Below are 24014 nucleotides of genomic sequence, written 5' to 3' on the forward strand. Positions count from 1 at the left end.
GACGTTGCGCAGGCGAGACCGGCAAGGAGCTGCTTTTCGACCTGTGGCCATTATTTTGCCCGAAACTGGTCCATGCTGGCATGCATTACGGGGACGTGGCGGGCATAGAGAGAGGGGGCGATTTTGGTCGCCAAGAGATGGAAGATGCCGATTTTGATCGGCGTCGTCGCATCCCCGTTCGTCGTGTCCGGTTGCACCACCAGCAAAATGGCCGACGGGGTCACCACGAGTTCGGTCCGCACGGGATCCTACGCCTACACGGCGAAGGACAAGGAATGCCTGGCCCGCGCGATGTTCTTCGAATCGAACCGCTCCAGTCGCGACGGCCTTGTGGCCGTCGGCAGTGTTGTCATGAACCGGCTCAAATCGGGCGAATATGCCAATACGGTTTGCGGCGTGGTCGGCCAGAAGGGCCAGTTCGCGCCCGGCGTTTTGTCCAGGCGCATGGATTCGGCAGCGCTCCCCGATGTGCAGGCGGCAGCCGAAGCGGTGCTCAAGGGCGAGCGCCATCCGAAGGTGAAGGAAGAGGTCATGTTCTTCCACACGGCCGGTCTGAAATTCCCCTACAAGAACATGCATTACACCACGGTTGCCGGCGGCAATGCCTTCTATGAAAAGCGCGGCCGGCATCGCCTGCCAGCCGTTGCGGAGCCGGAAACGATGGTGGCGTCCGCCGACCAGCCGACATTGCCTGGCGTCGACGATTCCAAGCCCACCACTGTCGCTTCCGCAGGCTCCGATGCAGCGCTGGCGAGTGCCATGTCGTTCCAGGCCAGCCCCAAGCAAGCCGATGCTGTCGGAGCGCTGATCGCCAGCCAGGATCGGCCGATGAACGACTGAGAGAGTGGGAAATAGTCAGTAGCGAGTAGGGGAACGAGGCGGCAGGCCGCTTTTCAGTTCACTATTCGCTACTCACTACTCCGTACTCGTCCTATATCGCTTCCATGTCGAAGCGAATCGCCGGTCCCGAGATCGAACGCCTGATTCAGCTCCTGGCCAAGGTGCCGGGACTTGGGCCGCGCTCGGCCCGCCGCGCCGCACTTCATCTCATCAAGAAGAAAGAGCAGCTGCTCGCCCCGCTGGCCGCCGCCATGGGCGAGGCGGTCGACAAGGTGCGCGTGTGTTCGACCTGCGGTAATGTCGATACGTCGGATCCGTGCATGATCTGCACCGATCCGCGCCGCGATTCGGCCACCATCATCGTCGTCGAGGACGTGTCCGATCTCTGGGCGCTGGAGCGGGCAGGGGCGATGAACGCGCGTTTCCATGTGTTGGGTGGCACGCTGTCGCCGCTCGATGGCATCGGCCCCGACCAGCTGACCATCAAGCAGCTGGTGACCCGCATCGCCGAGGGCGGTGTCGGCGAGGTCATCCTGGCCGTCAACGCCACCGTCGAGGGCCAGACCACGGCGCACTACCTCACCGACCAGCTTTCAGGCTTCGACGTCAAGATCACGCGGCTCGCCCATGGCGTGCCGGTCGGCGGCGAGCTCGATTATCTCGACGAGGGAACGCTGTCCGCCGCACTCAAGTCGCGGACCGTCTTTTGACGCAATTGCCCGGCAGGGAGGGTGGATGAAACGTCTTCTTGCTGCTTTTTCGTTCCTTCACACCCCCCTCTGGCCTGCCGGCCATCTCCCCCGCAAGGGGGGAGATCAGCTGTCGCCACCATCTTCGCCAATCACCAACATTGCAAAACAAGCGCCGAGCTTGAAGCTGCTGATCTCCCCCCTTGCGGGGGAGATGGCCGGCAGGCCAGAGGGGGGCGCGAAGAGACGCGAGCCTTCAACGCTGGCCGCCTTGTTTGCAGTGGCTTTTGCCGCGCTGTCCATCGCCACCCCCGCTTCGGCGGCAAAGATCGATGATCAGTTCCAGGCCTGGCTGGCCAAGGACCTGTGGCCGGAAGCCAAGGCCAAGGGCATTTCCAAGGCCACCTTCGATGCGGCTTTTTCAGGCGTTTCGCCCAACCTGAAGCTGCCCGACCTCGTGCTGCCGGGTGAAAAACCCACGACGCCCAAGAAGCAGCATCAGGCCGAATTCGGCTCGCCGGGCAACTATTTCGCCGAAAAGACCCTCGGTGCCGTCACCGCAGGCGGTCGCACGCGCGCCAGCGCGAATGCCAAGACCCTTGCCGCGATCGAAAAACGTTTCGGCGTGCCTGGCGGGGTGGTGCTCGCCATCTGGGGCCGCGAATCCGGCTTCGGTGCTGCCAAGATGCCATATGACGCGTTCGAGGTGCTGGGCACGAAGGCGTTTCTGGCGACCCGCAAGGACATGTTCCGCAAGGAGCTGCTCGCCGGCCTCGAAATGGTCGAGCGCGGGCTGGTCAGCCGCAAGGACATGCGCTCGTCCTGGGCTGGCGCGCTGGGCCAGCCGCAGTTCTTGCCGACATCATTCCTTCAACATGCCGTCGATTTTGACGGTGACGGCCGCGCCGATATCTGGAATTCGACGCCCGACACGCTGGCTTCGATCGCCAACTATCTCGTCCATTATGGCTGGGTCAAAGGGCGCGGCTGGGGTTTTGAGGTGACGTTGCCCGACAATGTCACCTGCGCCTTGGAAGGCCCCGACAAGGGCAAGAAGATCGCCGATTGGGCGGCGATGGGTATCACCCGTGTCGGTGGCAAGCCGTTTCCGGCCAGCGAGGCACGTGCCGAAGGTTTCTTGATGATGCCGGCCGGGCGCAACGGCCCGGCCTTCATCGTCACGCCCAATTTCTACGTGCTCAAGGAGTATAACGAGAGCGACGTCTACGCGCTGTTCATCGGCCACGGTGCCGACCGCATCGCCAGCGGCGATAGGCGTTTCGTAGGTAGCTGGGGCAAGGTCGACGGGCTCTATCGCTCCGACATCGCCGATATGCAGCGCGGGCTGGAAAAGCTCGGCTACGACGTCGGTGGCTCCGACGGCCTGCCCGGTTTCAAGACCCGCCGTTCGATCGGCGACTGGCAGGCCAAGAACGGCCGTGCCGCCACATGCTTTCCGGACAAGGCCATCGTCGAGGCGATGCGGTGAATTCTACCTTCTCCCAGTTTACGGGGAGAAGGTGCCCGAAGGGCGTATGAGGGGCAGCGTGAACTTTTGCAGGTAGGCGCTGCCCCTCACCCTACTCAGCTCGCAAGCTCGCTTCGCTTCCCTCTCCCCGTAAACGGGCGAGGGCAGGAACGCCACTTACGCCGCCTTGGACAGCCCAGCTCCCACTTCGGCCAAAATCTCATATGAGCGCTTGCGCGCTGTGTGATCGTAGACCTGAGCGGTCACCATCAGCTCGTCGGCGCCGGTGCGTGCGATGAAGGCTTCGACGCCGCGTTGCACCGTTTCGGGCGCACCGACGACCGCGCAGGCGAGCGTCTGCGACAGCATCTGGCGTGCGACCGGGTCGAGCTCGCGCTCATAGCCTTCGACAGGTGCTGGCAACCTGCCTGGCCGGCCGCTACGCAGATTGACGAAAGCCTGCTGCACCGAGGTGAACAACAGCTTCGCCTCCGCGTCGCTATCGGCGGCAACGACATTGATGCCGGCCATGACATAAGGCTTTGCCAGACGCTCCGAGGGCTGGAAGCGCGAGCGGTAGATTTCGATCGCATGGTCGAGTTCGGCCGGGGCGAAATGCGAGGCAAATGCGTAGGGTAAGCCGAGCATGGCCGCGAGCTGGGCGCCGTAAAGGCTGGAGCCGAGCACCCAGACCTCGACCTGCTCGCCCTCGCCGGGTACGGCGCGGATGCGCTGCTCCGGCGTCGCCGGCTCGAAATAGCCCATCAGCTCGACCACATCTTGCGGGAAGTTGTCGACGCCGGCTTCGAGATTGCGGCGCAGGGCACGCGCGGTCAGCATGTCGGTGCCCGGCGCACGGCCGATGCCAAGATCGATGCGGCCTGGATGCAGGGCGGCCAGCGTGCCGAATTGCTCGGCGATGACCAGCGGAGCATGATTGGGCAGCATGATGCCGCCTGCGCCGACGCGGATGGTGCTAGTGCCGGCTGCAACATGGGCGATGACTACGGATGTCGCGGCGCTGGCGATGCCCGCCATGTTGTGGTGTTCGGCCAGCCAGTAGCGGTGAAAGCCCAGCTTCTCGGCGTGGCGGGCGAGGTCGAGCGTGTTTCGCAGCGATTGGCCGGCAGTGCTGCCTTCGGTGACCGGGGATAGATCGAGCACGGACAGGGTGGTCATGGCTTCTCCTGGAAGATTTTTTCGCGCGCAAGCGCGCTGAAGGCATCCACATCGGGGATGTCGACGCGGAACTCATGGGTGATGACTTCGGCCAACCCAGCTGCGTCAGCGAGTTCGCGACGCTCGATGCGGCCGTCGGCGAGGTAATGCGACAGACGGTTGTTGGCGAGCGCAAGCCGGCCCTCGGGCAAAGCGCGCGCGGCCATCAGGTTGATGCGGAAATGCGAGGCCGGATTGGTCGACAGAAAATAGTTCGTGACGCCGTAGTCGATTGGATACTGTTGCTGCAGGTCGAAACGGTAGAGCGTGCGCCATTCGCCTCCGGTGTTCGCCTGGGTACGGAAATGGCCGTCGGTTTCGATGATGCGGAAGGTTTCGTGCGGCGTTGCCTGTTCGAGCCCGGGTTGAAACAGCAGTGGCGCGGTCTGCGTCAGTCCCCCAAAACCGACATCGGCCAGCCATGTCTGCCCGTCCAGTTCGACCCTGAGCAGCATGTGGCCGCGCATCGTGATGGCGTCCTCCGGCTGGCCCCACAAAACGCGTGCGGCAAGGCCCGATACAGTGAATCCAAGCGTTTGAAGTGCCGCCATGAAAAGCAGGTTGTGCTCGAAGCAATAGCCGCCGCGCCGGCTTGCCACCAGCTTGCGCTGCACGGCCGCCGCGTCGAGATCGACCGGGCGGAACAGGAAAGGGTCCAGGTTCTCGAATGGGATCGCTTGTGGATGCAGCCGATGCAGCGCCCGCAGAACCTCAAGCGTCGGCACGCCTGGGCCGTCATAGCCAATGCGTTGGAAATAGGCGCTGAGATCGAAATCGGACATGGCAGTCAACCTGTTGCCGTTCCGATATAGGTATGGCCACCCTCGGTCACAAACAGCTGCGTTCAACTTGTTGACTCGGACGCCTGCTCTTCGGGCTCGGCCGTTTGCTGGGCGGCGAGGAAATTGCCGACATGCCTCAGGCTGTCGAAATGGTCGCAGAACACCTTGATGACGACGAGCAGCGGCACGGCGATCAGTGCGCCGACGAAACCCCACAGCCAGGACCAGAAGGCGACCGCGATGAAGATCGCCACCGCATTGACCTCCAGGCGCCTTCCCACGACGAGCGGGGTGACGAACTGGCCCTCGATGACATTGCAAAGGATGACAAAGCCAGGTGCCAGCAAGGCGTAGGAAAGGCTGTCGAAAGTGACCAGCGATATGGCTGCGACCAGCAGGACCGACACCAGCGCGCCAACATAAGGCAAGAAATTGAGCAGGGCGGCTGTCACGCCCCATAGTGCTGCCGTGGGCATACCGATCAACCAAAGGCCAGAGGCGACCACCACCCCAAGCCCGCCATTGATCACCGCAACGGTCAGCAGGTAGCGCGAGATTTCGCGCTCGACATCATAGACGACGCGAAGCGCCCGCTTCTTCTCGCTCATGCGGGCGAAGGACTGGACGATCTTTTCGTAAAACAGCGTGCCGGACGCGAGCAGGAACAGCGACAGCACGAAGGTGATAGCCGCGGTGGTTGCCGCCGACAGAAGGTTGCCCGCGGCTTGCGAGACAATGCCTGGCTGGGAAACGATGACCTTCTGCAGGCCGGGCTCCTGGGTGGTCTCGGCGACACGGTCGACCTGCTGAGAAATCTCCAGCATCCGGTCGAAGGGATGCCTGATCTCGGCAAGGCGTTCGGTCAGCTTGCGGCCGATCGCCGGCGCGTTGTTGGCGAGGTCCATCGCCGGCCCACTCATGAAATAGCCAGCACTTGAGATGGTCAGCACGGAAAACAGCACCAGAAGCGTGGCCGATACCGCCTCCGGCACGCCGTGCCTGCGTAAGAAACGCACGATCGGCGTCAGCATCAGCGCCAACAAGAAGGCGAGCACCACCGGCATGAAGAAGTCGCGCGCAAAATAGAGCGCGTAGACGCTGGCGAAGATGAAGAGGCCGAGCAACAGCGAGCGGATCAGGCGAATCTCGGCCAGAGGAAAGCCGCGCTCCAGCTGCTCCGCGCCGGAGGCTTCAGACTCGGTTTGCATGATCAACCCCCAATGCCCGCCATCGGGACGACGGGCTTGGCGATAAACGCCGAAGCCCGCTGAAGGTTCCTGTGGTTGTCAGGCCGCCGTTGCCGCTGCGCCCAGTTCCTTGCGCACCAGTGGCGCGACCTTGGTGCCGTAGAGTTCGATCGCTTTCATGACCTTGTCGTGCGGCATGATGCCGATCGCCATCTGCAGCATGAAGCGGTCGTTCTTGAACAGCTTGTGCTGCGCCACGATCTTTTCCGCCACCACCTCCGGGTTGCCGACAAACAGCGCGCCTTGCGGAGAACGCGACTGGTCGAAATGCGCCCTGGATGTTGGTCCCCAGCCGCGCTCGCGGCCGATTCGGTTCATCACTTCAGCCTGCGGTGCGTAGAAGTCGTCAGCCGCCTGTTCGGTCGTCTCGCCGACGAAACCATGCACGTTGATACTGGTGGCGAGCTTGGCCGGATCCTGTCCGCCGCGCCGCGCTGCCTCGCGATAGAGGTCGAACAGGGGGGCGAATCGCGCTGGCTCGCCGCCGATGATGGCGAGTGCCAAGGGCAGGCCGAGCACGCCGGCTCGTGCCGCCGATTGCGGCGTGCCGCCAATGGCGATCCAGATCGGCAGCTTGTCCTGATAGGGGCGGGGATAGACGCCACGATCATTGATCGACGCGCGATGCGTGCCCGACCATGTCACGCGCTCGCTGTCGCGCAGTGCCAGCAGCAAATCGAGTTTTTCGGCGAACAGGTCGTCGTAGTCCTCGAGATTGTAGCCAAACAGCGGAAACGATTCGATGAACGAGCCGCGTCCGGCCATGATCTCGGCGCGACCGCCGGAGAGCTGGTCGAGCGTTGCGAACTGCTGGAACACACGCACCGGGTCGTCCGACGACAACACGGTGACAGCACTTGTCAGCCTGATGCGCTTGGTGCGCTCGGCCGCTGCCGCGAGTGCCACGACAGGTGCGGAAGCGGCATAATCGGGGCGGTGATGCTCGCCGAGGCCGAATACGTCGAGCCCGACCTGGTCGGCCAGCTCGATTTCCTCGATGAGATTGCGCAGCCGCTGATGCGGCCCGATGGCACCAGGGCCCGGCTCAGGGCTGACGTCCGCAAAAGTATAGAGGCCAAGTTCCATGATCGCTGGTCCTATCGCTATTATTCGTGCTACACGTAGCTATCGCTCCACGAAGCCGCCAGATGCGGTCTAGTGAACAATCCATATCGAGATTGGCGCCCAAAGAGCGTTTCCCATCGGCAACATCAGGCGATTTCATGGGAGACATGCCTTTTTGGCGCTTGAACTCTGCCTTCGCGCGCGTATGTAAACGGCGAGAAGTGACTCCAGGGAAATCAAATTGGCAATCTACAGAGAAAAAGACGTCTTCGAGCGGCGTAACGCTGCTAATGACGCAAAGAAGGCTCTCCTCGAAAAGTACAAGGCACGCCCGGCTGCTGACGATCCGCAAGTTCTGGCTCGCCAGGTCGAACGCAAGGCCATCCTCGAGGCTCGCGCCATCCGCGAAGCCGAGAAGGAAAAGCTGAGGCAGGAACGCCTGGCTCGCGAAGCCGTTGAAAAGGCCGAGCGCGAAGCTCTGGCCGAAGCCGAACGCCTAGCCGCCGAAGAGGCAGCACAAGCAGAGGCCAAGGCACGCGAGGCGGAAGAGGCCGACCGTATCAGCCGCGTGCTTTCCGACGAGGCCGAGCGCAAGGCCAAGCGTGACGCGCGTTACGCAGCGCGCAAGTCGCGCGGCAAGCGGATGCCGCCCTCAGCCAACTTCGGCTGATCGCGGGATACATCCGACGCATCGGCTAGAGCGCCCTTTGTACGTCCGTTCGGACGCGCGGCGCTCGAGGTCGATTGTGTAAATTCTCATTGCTAGCAGTTCGCGACCGGGGGTATTGCCAAGTCCCGGTCGCGGGCTGCTTTCGCGCGTCTAAAGCATGCCCCCAGAATCTGAATCGATTCTCGGGAGTACCTGGTTCAAAACGGGATAATGGTGAGGCCCGCCCATTTCGGGCAGGCCAATAAAGGTTGGCTGCTGATCAGGCGACGAGCTTGAGGCCAACGATGCCCGACACGATCAGGCCGATGCAGGCGAGGCGGATCGCCGTCGCGGGCTCGCCAAAAAGCCAGATGCCAAGCATCGCAGTGCCGACCGTACCGATGCCGGTCCAGATGGCATAGGCAGTGCCGAGGGGCAGTGTCTTCAGAGCCAGGCCAAGCAGGCCGAGGCTGATGACCATCGAAGCAACGGTGAGGACGGTCGGCGTCAGCTTCGAAAAGCCCTCAGTATATTTCAGGCCGATGGCCCAGCCGATCTCGAACAGGCCGGCGAAAAACAGATAAGTCCAAGCCATGGAACGCTCCATTGGGATGGCGGGTCGTCCCGGCCGGGTTTTTTGGGGGAGTGCAAGGTCGTCCTTGCCCCGCTCAAATAGTTTTTTTTGAAGAAGAATTCAACCATGCGCCCGGCCGAAACCGGGCGTGGTTGACTGGCGTCAAGCCGAAAGCAGGGACTACTTGTCCTTGATCTTGGTCGCTTGCACCGGAGGCGCCTTGAATGCCGGCGCAGGTGCTGGCTTCTTGGCATCCTTTTTAGGTTTCCGGGCTTCTTTCCCGGCTTTCATCGCACCCTTGGCCATGATTCGTTTCTCCCGCTGCTGAGAAGCGAAGTGAAACGCGAACTTGCCGCGCTTGCAAGGGGGGTATTGAGGCGTCGACAGCGAGTCTACCGCCGAGGCGAAAATGCTTGAGTGCGTCAATGTCCCCGCTACAGTCCGACAGCACGAGGCACAGATGGCAGCACATTCCGGTTCGAAGATTGTGATCTTTGCGGCGATAGCGGGCAATCTGCTCATCGCTGCCACCAAGTTCGTTGCGGCATCCATCACAGGCAGTTCGGCGATGCTGTCGGAAGGCGTGCATTCGCTGGTCGACACTGGCAACGGACTGTTGCTGCTCTACGGGCTCAATCGTGCGGCCCAGCCGCCTGACCGCCTGCATCCATTTGGCTATGGCCGCGAACTCTATTTCTGGAGTTTCATCGTCGCGCTCCTGGTCTTCGCGCTTGGTGCCGGCGTCGCCTTCTATGAAGGCATCATCCACATTCTTGACCCCGAGCCGATCGAAAACCCGCTCATCAACTACATCGTGCTTGGTCTGTGCATGGTGTTCGAGGGTGGTTCGTGGCTGGTGGCGCTCAAGGAATTCCGACGCTCCAAGGGCAATCTCGGCTACATCCAGGCGGTTCGCCGCAGCAAGGACCCAAGCGTCTATACCGTCCTGTTCGAAGACAGTGCCGCGCTGCTTGGCCTGATGATCGCGCTCGTCGGCATTTCCGCCGCGCAGTATTTCGAGCAGCCATGGCTCGATGGCGCCGCTTCCATCGGCATCAGCCTGATTTTGGGCGCAACGGCCGTATTCCTGGCCCGCGAGAGCAAGGGGCTCTTGATGGGCGAGCCGGCTTTGCCTGACGTGCAATCGTCGATCCTGGCGATCGCACAGGCCGATCCAGCGGTGGAAAAGGCCAATGGCGTGCTGACCGTGCATATGGGCCCCGAGCAGATCGTCGCCGGCCTGAGCCTCGATTTCGTCGATCACATCTCGGCTGCCGACATCGAGACATGCGTCGAGCGGCTGGAGGCGAAGCTCAAGGCGGAGGTTCCCGAGGTGACAGCGGTCTTCGTCAAGCCGCAGACGTCGCGGCTTTGGCGGGAACGGAGGGAGCGGATCGTGGACCGGTCGCCCGAGACGGCAAAACCCGAAAAGGATTAGGATGCCACTGGAATCATCAACTTTGTGAAATGGAGGACTTCCAGTGAAGATCGAAGGCGGATGCCATTGCGGCGCCATCACCTACAAGGCTGACGTAGATCCGGAAAAGACGGCAATCTGTCATTGCACCGACTGCCAGAAGCTGACCGGAACCGCGTTTCGCGTCACGGTGCAGGTGCCCGAAGCAAACATCGCATTCTTGGGCACGCCCAAGATCTATGTGAAGACAGGCGACAGCGGCAACAAGCGCGCACAAGGGTTCTGCGGCGAATGTGGCACACATTTGTTTGCAACCTCAGTCGGCGATGGACCCAAGGTCTACGGTCTCAGGGTCGGAACATCCGACCAGCGTGAACAGCTCGTTCCGCGTCGGCAGGTTTGGCATCGCTCAGCCCTGCATTGGCTGCCAGAGTTCGAGGGCATGGAGACCGCCGAGAAGGCTTCATAAGCCAGCTGGCCGACCGGAACCCAGCCAGGCTTCTGCTAATCGCGCTCGTCGACAACACGTAGCCTGAGCTGGCCGGTCTTGGAATCAGCGGTGCGGGCATTCGGTGCTTGCGGTTTCGCGGCCTCCTCCGCCGCGCTGGGATGCGAGGCGACGAACTCAAGCGCCTCGATCTTTTCGCCGCGCTTGGCGACCTTGGACGACGACACCAAAATATCGTCGATGTCCTTGCTGGCCTGGCTGAAATGGGTCTGAAGCTTGCGCACGCGCTCGTCGAGGCGGCCCACGTCTTCCATCAGGCGAATCACTTCGCCCTGGATCAGGTGGGCCTGCTCACGCATGCGGGCATCCTTGAGGATCGCCTGAATGACCTGGATCGACAGCATCAACAGCGAAGGCGAAACGATGACGATGCGGGCGCGGTGGGCGCGGTGCACCAGCGATTCGAAATTCTCGTGGATCTCGGCGAAGATCGACTCCGACGGCACGAACATGAAGGCGGTGTCCTGCGTCTCGCCCGCGATCAGGTATTTTTCCGAGATCGCCTTGATGTGCACCTCAAGGTCGCGCCGGAATGCCTGGGCTGCATATTTCTGTGCTTCCGCCGCGCCCTCGACGTCGGCTGCCGAGCGGATGGCGTTCCATGCCTCGAGCGGGAATTTGGCGTCGATCACCAGCGACGGCGCGCCGTTCGGCATCTTGACCAGGCAGTCCGGCCGGTTGTTGTTCGACAGCGTCGCCTGGAATTCGTAAGCGCCAAGCGGCAAGCCGTCGGCGACGATCGTTTCCATGCGTGACTGGCCGAAAGCGCCGCGCGTCTGCTTGTTGGACAAGATCGCCTGCAACTGCACGACCTGGCCGGCGAGCGACTGGATGTTGCCCTGGGCTGTGTCGATGACGGCCAGCCGCTCCTGCAGCTTGGCCAGGCTGTCATGCGTCGACTTGGTCTGCTCGACCATGGTCTGGCCGATGCGGCCGGTCATGGCGTCGAGGCGTTGGCCGAGCGATTGCGTGAGTTCCGCCTGGCGCGCGCCGAAGATATCGGCGACCGTGCCGAGACGTCCCTGCATCTCGGCCTGCGCCCGCAGGATGCCGGCCATACGGGCCTCGGCGTCGCGGGCATGGTCGGCGGCCTCTGCCGCGGCTACCGCGCGTGCCTTGGCTGAGCGCCACAGGGCGATCATCAGCACGGCGAGCAGGACAACGAACAACAACGCGCCAAAGCCGAGCGCCTGGCCGAGGGTGATGATGGTCGCGCCAAGCTGGGCGATCGGGGCGGACAGAATGCTGGAAAGCTCGTTCATCGCCGGCACCATAGCCGATTCGCCTCGCTTGGGCAGATCAAAACAGGAACATCATCATTTCAGACCAGTTGACGGTTTTATTCCGACATCTTAGTTGAAGCGCATGACGATCAAGCAGCTCATCCTCCTTCCCGATCCGCTCCTGCGTGAACAATCCAAGCCGATCGAACGCATCGACGACGGCGTGCGCAACTTCGCGCGCGACATGCTCGACACCATGTATGACGCGCCGGGCATTGGCCTCGCCGCGATCCAGGTCGGAGAGCCGATCCGGATGCTGGTGATCGACCTTGCCAAGGAAGGCGAGGAGCCAGCACCGCGCATCGTCATCAATCCCGAGATCGTTACCAGCGGCGATGACCGCTCGGTCTACGAAGAGGGCTGCCTGTCGATCCCCGATTATTACGCCGAGGTCGAGCGCCCGGCGACGGTGCGGGTCAAGTATCTCGACGAGCATGGCAAGCCCCAGGAAGTCGACGCCGACGGCCTGCTCGCCACCTGCCTGCAGCACGAGATCGACCATCTGAACGGCGTTTTGTTCATCGACTACATCTCCAAGCTCAAGCGCGACATGGTGATGAAGAAGTTCAAGAAGCTCGCCAAGGACCGTCCGCCGAGCCGCATGGTGGGGTAGTTTCTGCCCGTTTGCCGGTATCGTCACGGTCTGATATCATTGATATCAACCGATGGAGGCGCATATGGGCGACCTGCTGATCAGGAATATTCCGGAATCCGTCAAGGAAAGCTTGGCCGACAAGGCGCGCCAAGGCGGGCGTAGCCTGTCTGACGAGGCGACGTTGCGGCTGGCGCAGAGCTTGGCGGAAGAGAAAGAGGCGCCGGCGGACACCCGCAATGCCTACGAGATGCTGAGAAGCATCTTTCAGGAACACAATGCGCTGATGTCGGATGAGGACCACGAAGACTTCATGCAAGCCGTGGAAGAGATGCGCAAGGACATGGGGCGACCAGTCCCCGACCTTGAATGATCGTCCTTGATACGAATGTGATTTCGGAGGTACGCCTGCAGCGTCCGAACGCCAATGCTGTTGCCTGGTTGGCACGGCAGGATCCGGCCGAGCTTTTTCTCTGCATCCCCGTAGTCGCCGAACTCTCTTACGGTGGATACCGCATTCTGCAACGAGACAAGCATATGGGCCATCTTGATGCACTGTCCGTGCTGATCGGCCAGCAGTTTCGCAACAAGATTCTCCCCAACGACGTCGTCTCCGCCATCAAGTTCGGGGAGATCATGGCGAGGCGCATGGCGGCCGGCCGTCCGATCGGGCCGATGGACGCTATGATCGCTGCGATCTGCCTTTCTCATGATGCTACGCTTGCCACACGCAACATACGAGACTTCGACGGACTTGACCTCAGGCTCGTAAACCCGTTTGAAGCTAGAGCCTGAACGGATAGCCAAATGCCATCCGGGGCATTGCGGGATAGCCAAAGCCGAATGAGCCTTCGCGTCATCTTCATGGGCACGCCGGATTTTTCCGTGCCGACACTGCGGGCGATCGCGGAGGCCGGCCACGAGGTCGTCGCCGTCTACAGCCAGCCACCGCGCGCCGCCGGTCGTCGCGGGCTGGAGCTGACGCCGTCGCCGGTGCAGCGCGAGGCCGAGCGGCTGGGCATCGAGGTGCGCACGCCGCTGTCGCTCAAAGGCGAGGCCGAGCAGGCCGCATTTGCCGGCCTCAAGGCCGATGTGGCTGTCGTCGTCGCTTATGGATTGCTGCTGCCCAAACCCATTCTTCTGGGCACCCGGCTTGGCTGCTACAACGGTCATGCCTCGCTTCTGCCACGCTGGCGCGGGGCAGCCCCCATCCAGCGCGCCATCATGGCAGGTGATGCCGAAACCGGCATGATGGTCATGCGGATGGAAGAAGGATTGGACACCGGACCGGTGGCGAGACTTGAAAAAGTCGCGATTGGACCCGACATGACAGCCGGCGAGTTGCACGATCGTCTGATGGCGGTGGGTGCCTCGCTCATGGTAGAAGCGCTGGCGGAACTCGAAGCGGCCAGGCTGGAAACAGTGCCCCAGGCGAGCGAAGGCGTGACCTACGCCAAAAAAATCGATAAAGCGGAGACGCGGATCGATTGGACCTTGCCGGCGACGGCGGTCGACAACAATATCCGTGGCCTGTCGCCGTTTCCCGGCGCCTGGTGCGAATTCGAAATCGGCGGACGAACAGAGCGCCTGAAAGTTTTGCGCTCGCGACGTGCCGCTGGACAAGGAGAGCCGGGAACGGTTCTCAACGACCGGTTGGAGATTGCCTGCGGCGAAGGTGCCGTTGGATTGGTCGAGGTACAAAGGGCGGGAGGAAAACCCGTCACCGCGGATGAATTCCTGCGCGGTGCCAAGATCGAAAAAGGAATGAAGTTGTCATGAGCATGATGTCGATCCGGGCGGCAACGCCACGCGACCGTGAGGCGATCCGCCTCGTTGAAGAACATGCCTTCGGCCAGCAGGCTGAGGCCGGTCTGGTCGATGCGCTGGTTGCCGAAGGCGACGTGGTCGTCGAACTGGTCGCCGAGGAAGATGGCGACGTGGTCGGCCATATCCTGTTTTCGCGTCTCTATGTCCAGAACGGCGGCAGCGCCGTTCCGGCGGTCGCACTTGCGCCGCTGGCGGTCGAACCCGATTTCCACGGCAGCGGCATCGGTGGCGCACTGATCCGCGAAGCCCATATCCGCCTCAAGGATGCCGGCGAGACGTTGGCGGTGGTGCTTGGCGATCCGGCCTATTACGGCCGCTTCGGCTACACGCATGAACGTGCTGCGAAGTTCGAAAGCGACTATCAGTGCGACGCGCTGCAGGCGCTGGCCTGGGGCGATGCGCCCGAGACCGGCAAGCTGGTCTACGCCTCGGCCTTCGGCACGGCTCTGGCCGCTTAAAGCGGCCGGAGTTTTCCCAGCACATGCCGCGCTATCGCCTGGATATCGAGTATGACGGTCGCGCCTATGCCGGTTGGCAGCGGCAGGCCGGCCTGCATACGGTGCAGGCTGCCATCGAGCAAGCGATCTTCAAGTTTTCGGGCGACGAGATCTCGCTGCGCGGCGCTGGCCGCACCGACGCCGGCGTACATGCGACCGCTCAGGTCGCCCATGCCGACCTCACAAAGGCGTGGGCCAATGACAAGGTGCGCGATGCCGTCAACGCGCATATGCAGGCCGCCGGCGAGACCGTGGCGGTACTTGCAGCACGGCAGGTGCCAGACGATTTCGACGCCCGCTTCTCGGCCACCGGGCGGCACTACATCTACCGTATCCTCAATCGCCGGGCACCCGCTGCCCTTGAGCGCGGCAAGGTCTGGTGGGTGCCCAAGCGCCTCGACCACGAGGCCATGGCCGAGGCGGCCAAGCTTTTGCTCGGCCGGCACGATTTCACCACCTTCCGCTCGACCCAGTGCCAGGCTAACAGCCCGCTGAGGACGCTAGACCAGCTCGACGTGACACGGACCGGCGAGATGATCGAGGTCCGGACATCGGCGCGCTCGTTCCTGCACAATCAGGTTCGCTCGATGGTCGGCAGCCTGAAGCGGGTTGGCGAGGGCGGCTGGACAGCCGATGATCTCAAGGCGGCACTCGATGCGCGCAATCGCGCTGCCTGCGGCCAGGTGGCGCCGCCCGACGGGCTGTACCTGTCTGGTGTGGACTACTGAGGCACGTAAATCCCGAACATCGCCTGTAGCGAAAACAGCACCACAAGCGACATCATGAACATGGCGGTAAAGACCGCCGACCCTACAGCGGCACCTTTGCCGATGCTGACATTGGTCATTCGCCAGGTAAACACCATCGACAGGGTAAACAGCCCCAGCGACAGCAGCGTTGTGAAGCTCTGCGCCGCTGGAAACAGCATGCGCGAGAGTGCGGTCGGCAACATCAGCCAGGCGATGATCGCCGAAGCCCAGTTGCTGGCAACCACATAGTGGACGAAGCGGTCGCCGACGCCGGCGCGCGGTGCCACCAGCGCAAAGGCGATTAGCGGCAATACCCAGGCACCGATGTCGACCAGAGCCAGCCGCACAACGATGCCGAAACGCCCGGCGAATGTTGCCGTCTGCACGGCAACCTCATCTGATACCCCGACCCAGCCGACAGTCAGCGCGGGGGCTGCGATCAAGATGGCGAAGAACGAATTCCAGAAACCGTCGGCGCTGAGATCGAGCTGGCGCAGGCCATCGGCCTTGCCCAGCATCAGCCGCCAGGCACCCGACAGATATTGCTCGATGTCATTGGTTGCCAGCATGAGGGCTTTTCGTCACCCGAACCAGTCTGCGAGGAACTGCTGGTAGACTTGTGTCAGCATTTCCAGTTCGGCAAGCGGCACGCGCTCGTCGACCATGTGCATGGTCTTGCCCACCAAGCCGAACTCGACGACCGGACAGTAGTCCTTGATGAAGCGTGCATCCGAGGTGCCGCCGGTGGTCGAAAGCTTGGGCTCGCGGCCGGTGACCGTCTTGATGGACCCCGCCAAAGCGTCGATCAGCTTGTCGTTGCGGGTCAGAAACACATGGCTCGGCGTGTCGCGCCAAGCGATCTCGAATTCGATCGGTTCCTTGCGGTCCTTGCGGTATTTCTTGCGTCCGCTGGCCTTGTCCAGGCGGTTGTGGATCTCGGCCTGCAGCGTCTCGGCCGTCCAGGTGTCGTTGAAGCGGATGTTGAAGACTGCGGTTGCCTTGGCCGGGATGACGTTCGTCGCCGGATTGCCGACGTCGACGGTGGTGACCTCCAGGTTGGAAGGCTGGAAATCCTTCGTCCCCGTGTCGAGGACCGGGTTGAGGAGCGCGTCGACCAGCGTCATCAGCCCGCGCACCGGATTGTCGGCGAGATGCGGATAGGCCGCGTGGCCCTGCCGGCCATTGACGGTGATGGTGGCCGAGACGGAGCCGCGCCGGCCGATCTTGATCATGTCGCCCAGCGCATCCGGGTTGGTCGGCTCGCCGACCAGCGAAGCGTCCCACTTTTCGCCGCGCGAAGCGGCCCATTCCAGCAGCTTTTTGGTGCCGTTGATCGACGGGCCTTCTTCGTCGCCGGTGATCACGAGCGAGATCGACCCTTTCGGCCCGCCCTTGGCTTCCACATGGCGTGCGACAGCGGCAATGAAGCAGGCGATGCCGCCCTTCATGTCGACTGCGCCGCGACCATACATCTCGCCATTGGCGATCGCGGCCGAAAAGGGCGGATGTGTCCATGCCGCCTCGTCGCCAACCGGCACCACGTCTGTATGGCCGGCGAACATCAGGTGCGGGCCGTTGCCCGAGCGCCGGGCATAGAGGTTTTCGATGTCGGGTGTGCCGTCCTCGGAAAAGGTCGGGCGGTCGACTGCGAAGCCGAGCGGCTTCAGCATGGCTTCGAGCGCAGTCAACGCGCCACCTTCGGCGGGTGTCACCGACGGGCAACGGATGAGGGCGGCGAGGTTCTCGGCGGGGTCTGTGGGCAGCTTCATGGCGACAGCGATAATCGAATCGCCCGGTCCTGTCACGACGTTCGGTTGTTCCAGCGCACGCCGATTCCAGGCTCAGTAAAGCATCGCTGCGGTTTTTGCCGTCCCAGCCAACCGTTCGGGCTGCAAACAGTTGGCCGTCAGCCGCTACCGCGGCGCGTTGGTCTCGTATCCGAACTGATTCGGACCTGGTGTGCCCGGAAAGAAGCACATCGCGATGAAGGCGAAGATCGAGATCACCGGGATGAACAAGGCAATCGCGTAGAGACCGGGCTTGTCGAAGTCATGCAGGCGTTTGACGCTGAAGGCGATATGCGCCCACAAGAAGACAAGGAACGTCAGGCCGAACAGCATCGACCAGATTTGCGCGGCCCCGCTTTCGGGATGCACGCGCATGAACTGGTAGAGCGGGAATGACATCGCCACCAGCATGAACAGGAAACCGAGCACATAGACCGCGCGGTTCACGCGGCCCGAGAATCGGAAGAACAACCAGAAAAGCTGGGATTTGTCAGGCAAGTGGATCTGGTCCGTTCTGTTTGGCCGGGCATTCGACCGATTTGTTCAAATGCCCGGTTAGAAGTCCTGCCGCAAGATTAATCTCTGAGCAGTTCGTTGATCGAGGTCTTGGAGCGGGTCTTGGCGTCGACGCGCTTGACGATCACCGCGCAGTAGAGGTTCGGGCCAGGCTCGCCATTGGGCAGCGGCTTGCCTGGCAAGGAGCCTGCGACAACCACCGAATTGGCCGGTACTTCGCCATAGAACACTTCGCCGGTGGCGCGGTCTACGATCTTGGTCGACTGGCCGATGAATACGCCCATGCCGAGCACCGAGCCCTCGCGGACGATGCAGCCTTCGACGACTTCCGAACGCGCGCCGATGAAGCAGTTGTCTTCGATGATGGTCGGGCCGGCCTGCATCGGCTCAAGCACGCCGCCGATGCCGACGCCGCCCGACAGGTGAACGTTCTTGCCGATCTGGGCGCAGGAGCCGACAGAGGCCCAGGTATCGACCATCGTGCCGGTATCGACATAGGCGCCGACATTGACGAAGGACGGCATCAAGACGACGCCGGGAGCGACATAGGCGGTACGGCGCACGATCGACGAAGGCACCGAGCGGAAGCCGGCCTTCTCGTAGTCCATGGCGCCCCAGCCGTCGAACTTGGACGGCACCTTGTCCCACCAGGAAGCGCCGCCCGGCGCACCGGAGATCAGCTCCATCGGGTTGAGGCGGAAGGACAGCAGGACGGCCTTTTTGAGCCACTGATTGACCTGCCATTTGCCGTCGTCCTGGCGCTCGGCGACACGCGCAGTGCCTTTGTCCAGCAGGTCGAGCGCGGTTTCGATGGCCTCGCGGACTTCGCCGCGGGTCGACGTCGAGATGCCGTCGCGTTCCTCAAACGCCTTGTCGATGGTCTTTTCGAGGCTGGCGAGATCGGGCTTCGACATAAACATCTCCGTTACGAGCCGTTAAGCTTAAGGCTTCTAAGCTGGCATAAAATCGCGCGGACCCTATTTCAGCCTTATGAAGGGGTCAATCGCGGTGGCGCCGCGTAATGTCGCGGTCAACGGTAATTTGGGGTCGAGCTGAAAATGAATCCTATGGAAAAGGCTGGCTGGACGCCGCTGCCGCACTCCGACGAGGACCTCGAGCGCTCGAAAAGCGTGCCCGACACGCCGCAGACGCGTGCTGCGACCTACAGGCTTGCGTGGAACGACGAAGACTTCATGACCCAGCGCGACCTGCGCCCGGTCCGGTTGCAGCTCGAACTGCTCAAGACCGAGATGGTCCTGGCCGAGCGCGGCATCCGTTCGACGGTCATCCTGTTTGGCGGCGCGCGCATTCCCGAACCCGGCGGCGACGCTTGGGCCGCCAAGAACGAGACGCAGCGCAAGAACCTCGAGGCCAACAGCCGCTACTATGAAGAAGCGCGCAAGTTTGCCCGCCTGTGTTCGCAGCATTCGGCTGCTTCCTACTACCGTGAATTCGTCGTGGTCACCGGCGGCGGCCCGGGCGTGATGGAGGCCGGCAATCGTGGTGCCGACGATGTCGGCGCGCCCTCGATCGGGCTCAACATCGTGTTGCCGCACGAACAGGCGCCCAACGCCTATGTGACGCCGGAGCTGTGCTTCAACTTCCACTATTTCGCCATCCGCAAGATGCATTTCGTCATGCGGGCCAAGGCGGTTGCCGTGTTCCCCGGCGGCTTCGGCACGATGGACGAGTTCTTCGAGACGCTGACTCTGATCCAGACCGGGCGCATGGAGCGTGTGCCGGTGATCCTGTTTGGCAAGTCATTCTGGAAGCGCGCGATTGACCTCGATTTCCTTGCCGACCAGGGCACGATCTCGCCGGGCGACCAGGACATTATCGACTTTGTCGACACCGCTGATGAGGCCTGGGACATCATCAGCAAGTTCTACAGCCTTTGAACTCCTGGCGTTTCTGTCCATCGGCCGCGGCCGGTGGACCAAAGTCACCAGTACGAAGGAAATGATCATCAGCAGATACCAGGCGCCGAGCTTCTGGATGGAAACCGGCGCCCAGCCATTGCCCTGCCCGGGGTAGATCCAGGCCCGCGACCAGGTGCCGATGTTTTCGGCGAACCAGATGAACAGTGCCACCAAAAGGAAGCCAAGCAGCAGCGGCATGCGGTGGCGAAAGCGGAAGACGCGGTAGTGCACCACCGTTCGCAAGTAGAGCAGTGCGGTTGCGGCAAACAGCCCGTAGCGGATGTCGACCGTGAAATGGTGGGCGAAGAAATTGACGTAGATCGCCGCGCACAACAGAACTGTTGCCCATAGCTGCGGATAGTTGGTGTAGCGCATGTCGAAGATGCGGCTGACGCGGGCAAGGTACGAACCGACCGCCGCATACATGAAACCGGAAAACAGCGGCACGCCGGCGATGCGGAAGAAATTCTCCTCCGGATAGATCCACGACCCGGCCGACGTCTTGAATATCTCCATCACCGTGCCAACGACGTGGAAGATCAGGATGACCTTGGCTTCGGAGGGTTTTTCCAGCCGCAAGGCCAGCATTGCCAGCTGAATGGCGACGGCTGAAAGAAACAGGAAGTCATAGCGCGCGAGCCCGGCTTCTTGCGGCCACCACAGCTTGGTTGCCATGATGAGCGCCAGCATTGCGCCGCCGAACAGGCAGGCCCATGCCTGTTTCAGCCCGAACACCAGAAATTCGACCAGTGCCCCATAGAACCCACCGGCAGGCAGGCGGTCGAGCACGGCGTGTGCCGTGGCATCGATCCGTGCCTCGACGGAGGTGAAGCGACTCAAGCGGCGTTGGCCTCGACAAGCGTCGTGAGGAACGTCGCGAGATCGTCGGTGACGAAGTCGACATCGTCTTCGTTCGTCGGGTCGCTTTCCCAGATCTCCGAGAAAGTCGGCTCGAAATTGCGCGGCACGATCAGCACCGTGGTCATGCCAAGCGACTTCGGCACCGCAAGGTTGCGGGCCAGATCCTCGAACATCACGGCATTGGCACCCGTCACCTTGTGCAGGGCGGCAAACGTCTCATAGGGCTGCCGTGCCGGCTTGGGCGTCAGGCCCGCGGCGACGATGTCGAAGATGTCATCGAAATGGTCTAGGATGCCGAGCTGGCGCGCGGTGCGCTCGGCGTGGCTGCGATTGCCGTTGGTGAAGATGAATTTGCGGCCCGGCAGCTGGCGGATGGCCGCGCCCAGGACAGGATCGGGCACCAGCCAGGAATAGTCGATGTCATGCACATGCTCGAGGAAGGCATCGGGATCGATGTTGTGGCGGTGCATCAGCCCGTTCAGCGTCGTGCCGTATTCCAGGTAGAGATCTTTTTGCAGCTTGCGAGCGTCTTCGCGTGACAGCGTCAGTAGTTCCGCGACAAAGCCCGTCATCTTCACGTCGATCTGCGAAAACAGATTCGAATGGTGCGGATACAGCGTGTTGTCGAGGTCGAAGACCCAGTCGGTGACGTGGTCGAAGCGGGCGGGATCGGGAATATCGGTCATGACGCCCTTATGGCACGGTTGGAGAATTTTGGAAGCCGCCGCATGAGGCCACACTTGCACTCGACGATGGCCAAATTCGGCAGAGTGGGTCAAATTTTAACTACCGATGAAAGATGACCTTCAGCTGATGCTGGCATTCAAACTGCCGGCAGGGAGTTGAAATGAAAAGTGTCATTCTGAAAACAGCCGCCGTGACCTTGATATCGATCTTGGGGTCACTGGCACTCGTCTTGACGATAGTGCCGGCGCTCGGGGGAACCGTTGGTGCCATCGGCTGGCTGATGTGCATCCTGTGCCCGATGGTCATCGCAACGCCGCTGGCTTTCTTCACCTTCCGCCAGGGCGAAAAGCTGAAAGTCGCCCATGCCGATCTGACGCGTGCCCACGCCCAGCTTGCCGCCGCCCATCGTCGCCTTTCGGAAAAGGCCAGCCGCGACGAGATGACCGGCATGCTCAACCGCGAGAATTTCTTTGCCGCGCTCGATGGCTCCAGGCGCAAGAACGATCGTGGTGCGCTGCTGATCATCGACGCCGACCATTTCAAGCAGATCAATGACAGCTTCGGCCACCTGACCGGGGACCAGGCCTTGCTGCAGATCGCTGCTGCCATTACCCGTGGCGTTCGCAGTGGCGACATTCTCGGCCGCATCGGCGGCGAGGAGTTCGGCGCATACCTGGTCGGTGCCTCGGAGGAAGAGGCCAAGCTTGTCGCCGAGCGTATCCGCAGCGAAGTGGAGCGGCTGCGCTTCCAGCCCAATGACGAGCCCGCGGTACCCCTGACGGTCAGCATCGGCGGCACCAACTGCGCGTCGGAAGCCAATGTGTCGGACCTGATGCGCGCAGCCGACAAGCGCCTCTACGAGGCCAAGCGCCGTGGCCGCAACCGCGCCATCTTCGACACGGGCATTTCCGAAGCGGCGTAACTGCGCTCGAATCTGTAAGATCGCTTGTTATCGGACGGTGGCGCTTGCCGTCGTCTTTTTTGCCATACGATGCCGATACTGCCGGTCACGGCGCAATTCCTCCACGAAAATCGCTGTTCACTTCGATCATGGCTGCGCCAAATGTGAGCTCGGGGTTAGAAATCTGAACGATTCGCTCTAGATCGAATGAATTGCCTTGGGTGTCGCCGGATGGCCGGTGAGACATTTTGCTGGACCTGTCGAAATCACACGGCGCGGAACGACATCCATCCGCATGCATTGATGCGATCTCAAAGGCAGATGGCTGCATCGATCGTTTGGCCGGCCTTTCGAACGCGCTGGGGCGGCGATCCAGGATCGGCTTCTGAAGTCAAAGGAACTGGAAATGACTTTTTCCCATAGCTCGCCAATGACGCCTGATGACGCGTATCCAAGGCGTTGGATTGCTATGGCGATCCTGCTTCTGGCCGGGTTCATGAACCTGATCGATGTGACCATCGTCAACGTTGCGCTGCCGCGCCTCCAGTCCGGGCTTGGCGCGACGAGCAGCCAGATCGAATGGGTTGTGGCGGCCTACGTCCTGGCCTTCGCGCTTGGCCTGCTGCCGTTTGGCAGGCTCGGCGACGTGCTCGGCCGCAAACGCCTGTTTCTGATCGGTGTTGCGAGTTTCACCGTGTTTTCGGCACTGTGCGGGCTGGCACCGACCATGACGACGTTGATCGTGGCGCGCGTGCTGCAGGGGCTCGCCGGCGCCATGATGATGCCGCAGGTCCTGGCAATCACCCAGGGGATCTTTCCGCCGCAGGAGCGTGGCTTCGCCTTCTCGCTGTTTGGTTTGTCTGCGGGGCTCGCCTCGGTCGCGGGCCCCCTTGTCGGTGGTATGCTGATCAGTGCGGACCTGTTTGGCCTCGACTGGCGACCGATCTTCTTGGTCAACATCCCTGTCGGGATTCTGGCTGTGATTGCTGGCCGGGCCCTCATTCCTGATATGCCTGGCCGACCTGAGCTTACGCAGGACCCGGTCGGCATCCTGATCGCTAGTGCTTCGGTCTTCCTTTTGGTGTTTCCCCTGATCGAGGGGCATGCCTATGGCTGGCCGTTATGGACGTTTGCGATGATTGGTCTTTCAGTTGTCGCAATGGTCAGTTTCTTCCTGCACCAAAAGGCGCGGGAGAAGCGGGCGCAGAGCCAATTGCTGCCGGTCAGCCTGATGACCAACGGCAATTTCCTGCTCGGGTCTGTGATGACCATGACGTTCTTTTCGGGCGTCGCAGGCTTCTTCCTGGTCCTGGCCGTCTTCCTGCAGACTGGTTTCGGGCTGACGCCATTGCAATCCGGCTTGACCACCGTGCCGTTTCCATTCGGCGTGCTGATCGCTTCGCTTATTTCGGGGCGGCTGGGCAGCCGCTGGCCCCATAAGCGGATCGTCGCTGGCGCACTGGTCATGGGCATAGGCATGGCGTGGCTGCGTTTCGTCGTTGCCAGCGTCGGCGATGCCGTGAACCATTGGCACTTTGTCTTGCCGTTGCTGACGTGCGGGTTCGGCATGGGCATAGCCATCGCCTCGCTGTTTCAGACCGTCCTGGCGACTGTTCCGCCGCGCGATGCCGGTTCGGGATCGGGCGCAGTGCAATCCTTCCAGCAGATCGGCGCTGCCCTTGGTATTGCCATCACCGGGCAGATATTCTTTGCGACCCTGGATGGGCGCCTGAGGGCGGGCGAGCTTTCGCACGCCGCTTTTATCGCCGCCATGGAGCGAGCACTCATCTACGAAATCATGGCATTCGCGACGGTCGCAGCGCTGGTGTTTTTCCTGAAGCCGGCAGCACCGCATGGCAGTCGGGGCCAAAATGTCGACGAGCGGAAGGCCGTGCCGCTTCCTGTGGAAATGTGATGGGACAGCGCCCCGTCTTGGAC

At 62.1% G+C, this 24014-nt stretch carries 26 protein-coding genes and 2 pseudogenes; 15 read left to right on the top strand and 13 right to left on the bottom strand.

Translation table 11 applies throughout. The features are described from left to right. Positions 1 to 144: 144 nt before the first annotated feature. The 3 genes and pseudogenes from AC1DLV_RS01855 to AC1DLV_RS01865 form a co-directional block, all read left to right on the top strand. A pseudogene (locus AC1DLV_RS01855) lies at positions 145 to 699 on the top strand (cell wall hydrolase); the annotation flags it as partial. Positions 700 to 944: 245 nt separating this feature from the next. Next, positions 945 to 1550 carry a recombination mediator RecR gene (gene recR / locus AC1DLV_RS01860; protein ID WP_476799761.1) on the top strand — a complete coding sequence of 202 codons (606 nt, stop codon included), beginning with the start codon at positions 945 to 947 and terminating at the stop codon, positions 1548 to 1550. 193 nt (positions 1551 to 1743) lie between these two features. Beyond that, on the top strand, positions 1744 to 3018 hold the full coding sequence (locus tag AC1DLV_RS01865) for a lytic murein transglycosylase (protein ID WP_476836105.1): 1275 nt from the start codon (positions 1744 to 1746) through the stop codon (positions 3016 to 3018). Positions 3019 to 3174: 156 nt separating this feature from the next. Here AC1DLV_RS01865 and AC1DLV_RS01870 read toward each other — a convergent pair whose 3' ends face one another. From AC1DLV_RS01870 to AC1DLV_RS01885, 4 genes are all read right to left on the bottom strand, one after another. Further along, complete coding sequence (locus AC1DLV_RS01870; RefSeq protein WP_476799760.1) at positions 3175 to 4176, bottom strand: LLM class flavin-dependent oxidoreductase; 1002 nt, start codon at positions 4174 to 4176, stop codon at positions 3175 to 3177. Beyond that, positions 4173 to 4997 carry an arylamine N-acetyltransferase family protein gene (locus AC1DLV_RS01875; protein WP_476799759.1) on the bottom strand — a complete coding sequence of 275 codons (825 nt, stop codon included), beginning with the start codon at positions 4995 to 4997 and terminating at the stop codon, positions 4173 to 4175. Before AC1DLV_RS01875 ends, AC1DLV_RS01870 begins: the two co-directional genes overlap by 4 nt. A gap of 62 nt (positions 4998 to 5059) precedes the next feature. Continuing rightward, entirely contained in the window at positions 5060 to 6205 is a 1146-nt protein-coding gene (locus tag AC1DLV_RS01880; RefSeq protein ID WP_476799758.1) for an AI-2E family transporter, read from the bottom strand. 78 nt (positions 6206 to 6283) lie between these two features. Beyond that, complete coding sequence (locus tag AC1DLV_RS01885) at positions 6284 to 7330, bottom strand: LLM class flavin-dependent oxidoreductase (RefSeq protein WP_476799757.1); 1047 nt, start codon at positions 7328 to 7330, stop codon at positions 6284 to 6286. 220 nt (positions 7331 to 7550) lie between these two features. Between AC1DLV_RS01885 and AC1DLV_RS01890 the strand changes: the two genes are divergently transcribed. After that, a complete protein-coding gene (locus AC1DLV_RS01890; protein ID WP_476799756.1) occupies positions 7551 to 7979 on the top strand; it encodes a DUF6481 family protein in 429 nt (142 codons plus the stop codon). A 259-nt stretch (positions 7980 to 8238) separates the two neighbouring features. Here the strand turns inward: AC1DLV_RS01890 and sugE are convergent, their stop codons facing one another. Then, the gene (gene sugE, locus AC1DLV_RS01895; protein ID WP_476799755.1) at positions 8239 to 8553 is read right to left on the bottom strand and encodes a quaternary ammonium compound efflux SMR transporter SugE; all 315 of its coding nucleotides are present in this window, start codon (positions 8551 to 8553) and stop codon (positions 8239 to 8241) included. A 159-nt stretch (positions 8554 to 8712) separates the two neighbouring features. Then, the gene (locus AC1DLV_RS01900; RefSeq protein ID WP_108609499.1) at positions 8713 to 8838 is read right to left on the bottom strand and encodes a hypothetical protein; all 126 of its coding nucleotides are present in this window, start codon (positions 8836 to 8838) and stop codon (positions 8713 to 8715) included. A gap of 154 nt (positions 8839 to 8992) precedes the next feature. On the opposite strand from AC1DLV_RS01900, the gene AC1DLV_RS01905 reads away from it, so the two are divergent. Further along, a complete protein-coding gene (locus AC1DLV_RS01905; RefSeq protein WP_476799754.1) occupies positions 8993 to 9970 on the top strand; it encodes a cation diffusion facilitator family transporter in 978 nt (325 codons plus the stop codon). A 43-nt stretch (positions 9971 to 10013) separates the two neighbouring features. Next, positions 10014 to 10418, top strand: coding sequence for a GFA family protein (locus tag AC1DLV_RS01910; RefSeq protein ID WP_476799753.1), 405 nt, complete (start codon positions 10014 to 10016; stop codon positions 10416 to 10418). A 35-nt stretch (positions 10419 to 10453) separates the two neighbouring features. Here the strand turns inward: AC1DLV_RS01910 and AC1DLV_RS01915 are convergent, their stop codons facing one another. Further along, complete coding sequence (locus tag AC1DLV_RS01915; RefSeq protein ID WP_476799752.1) at positions 10454 to 11719, bottom strand: DNA recombination protein RmuC; 1266 nt, start codon at positions 11717 to 11719, stop codon at positions 10454 to 10456. A 103-nt stretch (positions 11720 to 11822) separates the two neighbouring features. Between AC1DLV_RS01915 and def the strand changes: the two genes are divergently transcribed. From def to truA, 6 genes are all read left to right on the top strand, one after another. After that, positions 11823 to 12353 carry a peptide deformylase gene (gene def, locus AC1DLV_RS01920; protein ID WP_476799751.1) on the top strand — a complete coding sequence of 177 codons (531 nt, stop codon included), beginning with the start codon at positions 11823 to 11825 and terminating at the stop codon, positions 12351 to 12353. A gap of 64 nt (positions 12354 to 12417) precedes the next feature. Further along, positions 12418 to 12705: a FitA-like ribbon-helix-helix domain-containing protein gene (locus AC1DLV_RS01925; protein WP_476799750.1), complete on the top strand. Its 288-nt coding sequence runs from the start codon at positions 12418 to 12420 to the stop codon at positions 12703 to 12705. Continuing rightward, positions 12702 to 13127: a PIN domain-containing protein gene (locus tag AC1DLV_RS01930; protein ID WP_476799749.1), complete on the top strand. Its 426-nt coding sequence runs from the start codon at positions 12702 to 12704 to the stop codon at positions 13125 to 13127. Before AC1DLV_RS01925 ends, AC1DLV_RS01930 begins: the two co-directional genes overlap by 4 nt. A gap of 48 nt (positions 13128 to 13175) precedes the next feature. Next, positions 13176 to 14111: a methionyl-tRNA formyltransferase gene (fmt, locus tag AC1DLV_RS01935; protein ID WP_476836106.1), complete on the top strand. Its 936-nt coding sequence runs from the start codon at positions 13176 to 13178 to the stop codon at positions 14109 to 14111. Next, positions 14108 to 14617 (top strand): GNAT family N-acetyltransferase, encoded by a 510-nt coding sequence (locus AC1DLV_RS01940; RefSeq protein ID WP_476799747.1) that lies wholly within the window; start codon positions 14108 to 14110, stop codon positions 14615 to 14617. The genes fmt and AC1DLV_RS01940 overlap by 4 nt, the downstream gene beginning before the upstream one ends. Positions 14618 to 14640: 23 nt before the next feature. Further along, a complete protein-coding gene (gene truA / locus AC1DLV_RS01945; RefSeq protein WP_476799746.1) occupies positions 14641 to 15384 on the top strand; it encodes a tRNA pseudouridine(38-40) synthase TruA in 744 nt (247 codons plus the stop codon). Here the strand turns inward: truA and AC1DLV_RS01950 are convergent. From AC1DLV_RS01950 to dapD, 4 genes are all read right to left on the bottom strand, one after another. Next, positions 15378 to 15974 carry a transporter gene (locus AC1DLV_RS01950; RefSeq protein ID WP_476799745.1) on the bottom strand — a complete coding sequence of 199 codons (597 nt, stop codon included), beginning with the start codon at positions 15972 to 15974 and terminating at the stop codon, positions 15378 to 15380. The genes truA and AC1DLV_RS01950 overlap by 7 nt on opposite strands. Positions 15975 to 15986: 12 nt before the next feature. Further along, on the bottom strand, positions 15987 to 17174 hold the full coding sequence (gene dapE, locus AC1DLV_RS01955; RefSeq protein ID WP_476799744.1) for a succinyl-diaminopimelate desuccinylase: 1188 nt from the start codon (positions 17172 to 17174) through the stop codon (positions 15987 to 15989). Between the two features lie 144 nt (positions 17175 to 17318). Next, entirely contained in the window at positions 17319 to 17690 is a 372-nt protein-coding gene (locus AC1DLV_RS01960) for a DUF805 domain-containing protein (RefSeq protein WP_476799743.1), read from the bottom strand. A 77-nt stretch (positions 17691 to 17767) separates the two neighbouring features. Then, positions 17768 to 18622 carry a 2,3,4,5-tetrahydropyridine-2,6-dicarboxylate N-succinyltransferase gene (dapD, locus tag AC1DLV_RS01965; protein WP_476799742.1) on the bottom strand — a complete coding sequence of 285 codons (855 nt, stop codon included), beginning with the start codon at positions 18620 to 18622 and terminating at the stop codon, positions 17768 to 17770. A gap of 144 nt (positions 18623 to 18766) precedes the next feature. On the opposite strand from dapD, the gene AC1DLV_RS01970 reads away from it, so the two are divergent. Then, on the top strand, positions 18767 to 19606 hold the full coding sequence (locus tag AC1DLV_RS01970; protein ID WP_476799741.1) for an LOG family protein: 840 nt from the start codon (positions 18767 to 18769) through the stop codon (positions 19604 to 19606). 15 nt (positions 19607 to 19621) lie between these two features. Here the strand turns inward: AC1DLV_RS01970 and AC1DLV_RS01975 are convergent. Both AC1DLV_RS01975 and AC1DLV_RS01980 read right to left on the bottom strand, forming a co-directional pair. Further along, positions 19622 to 20467, bottom strand: a pseudogene (locus tag AC1DLV_RS01975) (DUF817 domain-containing protein); the annotation flags it as partial. Next, on the bottom strand, positions 20464 to 21174 hold the full coding sequence (locus AC1DLV_RS01980; RefSeq protein ID WP_476799740.1) for a pyrimidine 5'-nucleotidase: 711 nt from the start codon (positions 21172 to 21174) through the stop codon (positions 20464 to 20466). The gene AC1DLV_RS01980 and the pseudogene AC1DLV_RS01975, both read right to left, overlap by 4 nt. A 161-nt stretch (positions 21175 to 21335) precedes the next feature. Between AC1DLV_RS01980 and AC1DLV_RS01985 the strand changes: the two genes are divergently transcribed. Both AC1DLV_RS01985 and AC1DLV_RS01990 read left to right on the top strand, forming a co-directional pair. Next, positions 21336 to 22097, top strand: a complete 762-nt coding sequence (locus AC1DLV_RS01985) for a GGDEF domain-containing protein (protein ID WP_476799739.1) — start codon at positions 21336 to 21338, stop codon at positions 22095 to 22097. A 448-nt stretch (positions 22098 to 22545) separates the two neighbouring features. Continuing rightward, positions 22546 to 23991, top strand: coding sequence for an MFS transporter (locus tag AC1DLV_RS01990; protein WP_476799738.1), 1446 nt, complete (start codon positions 22546 to 22548; stop codon positions 23989 to 23991). Positions 23992 to 24014: the final 23 nt, after the last annotated feature.

Source organism: Aminobacter sp. 01T433, assembly GCF_056398585.1.

What these genes read in the sequence shown, in the direction of transcription:
- AC1DLV_RS01870 (WP_476799760.1), bottom strand. Translation starts at nt 4,176, where the DNA reads ATGACCACCCTGTCCGTGCTCGATCTATCCCCGGTCACCGAAGGCAGC.
- truA (WP_476799746.1), top strand. Translation starts at nt 14,641, where the DNA reads ATGCCGCGCTATCGCCTGGATATCGAGTATGACGGTCGCGCCTATGCC.
- AC1DLV_RS01970 (WP_476799741.1), top strand. Translation starts at nt 18,767, where the DNA reads ATGAATCCTATGGAAAAGGCTGGCTGGACGCCGCTGCCGCACTCCGAC.
- fmt (WP_476836106.1), top strand. Translation starts at nt 13,176, where the DNA reads ATGAGCCTTCGCGTCATCTTCATGGGCACGCCGGATTTTTCCGTGCCG.
- AC1DLV_RS01905 (WP_476799754.1), top strand. Translation starts at nt 8,993, where the DNA reads ATGGCAGCACATTCCGGTTCGAAGATTGTGATCTTTGCGGCGATAGCG.
- AC1DLV_RS01900 (WP_108609499.1), bottom strand. Translation starts at nt 8,838, where the DNA reads ATGGCCAAGGGTGCGATGAAAGCCGGGAAAGAAGCCCGGAAACCTAAA.
- AC1DLV_RS01940 (WP_476799747.1), top strand. Translation starts at nt 14,108, where the DNA reads ATGAGCATGATGTCGATCCGGGCGGCAACGCCACGCGACCGTGAGGCG.
- AC1DLV_RS01930 (WP_476799749.1), top strand. Translation starts at nt 12,702, where the DNA reads ATGATCGTCCTTGATACGAATGTGATTTCGGAGGTACGCCTGCAGCGT.
- AC1DLV_RS01985 (WP_476799739.1), top strand. Translation starts at nt 21,336, where the DNA reads ATGAAAAGTGTCATTCTGAAAACAGCCGCCGTGACCTTGATATCGATC.
- AC1DLV_RS01880 (WP_476799758.1), bottom strand. Translation starts at nt 6,205, where the DNA reads ATGCAAACCGAGTCTGAAGCCTCCGGCGCGGAGCAGCTGGAGCGCGGC.
- AC1DLV_RS01980 (WP_476799740.1), bottom strand. Translation starts at nt 21,174, where the DNA reads ATGACCGATATTCCCGATCCCGCCCGCTTCGACCACGTCACCGACTGG.
- AC1DLV_RS01950 (WP_476799745.1), bottom strand. Translation starts at nt 15,974, where the DNA reads ATGCTGGCAACCAATGACATCGAGCAATATCTGTCGGGTGCCTGGCGG.
- AC1DLV_RS01865 (WP_476836105.1), top strand. Translation starts at nt 1,744, where the DNA reads ATGGCCGGCAGGCCAGAGGGGGGCGCGAAGAGACGCGAGCCTTCAACG.
- AC1DLV_RS01925 (WP_476799750.1), top strand. Translation starts at nt 12,418, where the DNA reads ATGGGCGACCTGCTGATCAGGAATATTCCGGAATCCGTCAAGGAAAGC.
- sugE (WP_476799755.1), bottom strand. Translation starts at nt 8,553, where the DNA reads ATGGCTTGGACTTATCTGTTTTTCGCCGGCCTGTTCGAGATCGGCTGG.
- AC1DLV_RS01915 (WP_476799752.1), bottom strand. Translation starts at nt 11,719, where the DNA reads ATGAACGAGCTTTCCAGCATTCTGTCCGCCCCGATCGCCCAGCTTGGC.
- recR (WP_476799761.1), top strand. Translation starts at nt 945, where the DNA reads ATGTCGAAGCGAATCGCCGGTCCCGAGATCGAACGCCTGATTCAGCTC.
- def (WP_476799751.1), top strand. Translation starts at nt 11,823, where the DNA reads ATGACGATCAAGCAGCTCATCCTCCTTCCCGATCCGCTCCTGCGTGAA.
- AC1DLV_RS01990 (WP_476799738.1), top strand. Translation starts at nt 22,546, where the DNA reads ATGGCGATCCTGCTTCTGGCCGGGTTCATGAACCTGATCGATGTGACC.
- AC1DLV_RS01875 (WP_476799759.1), bottom strand. Translation starts at nt 4,997, where the DNA reads ATGTCCGATTTCGATCTCAGCGCCTATTTCCAACGCATTGGCTATGAC.
- AC1DLV_RS01885 (WP_476799757.1), bottom strand. Translation starts at nt 7,330, where the DNA reads ATGGAACTTGGCCTCTATACTTTTGCGGACGTCAGCCCTGAGCCGGGC.
- dapE (WP_476799744.1), bottom strand. Translation starts at nt 17,174, where the DNA reads ATGAAGCTGCCCACAGACCCCGCCGAGAACCTCGCCGCCCTCATCCGT.
- dapD (WP_476799742.1), bottom strand. Translation starts at nt 18,622, where the DNA reads ATGTCGAAGCCCGATCTCGCCAGCCTCGAAAAGACCATCGACAAGGCG.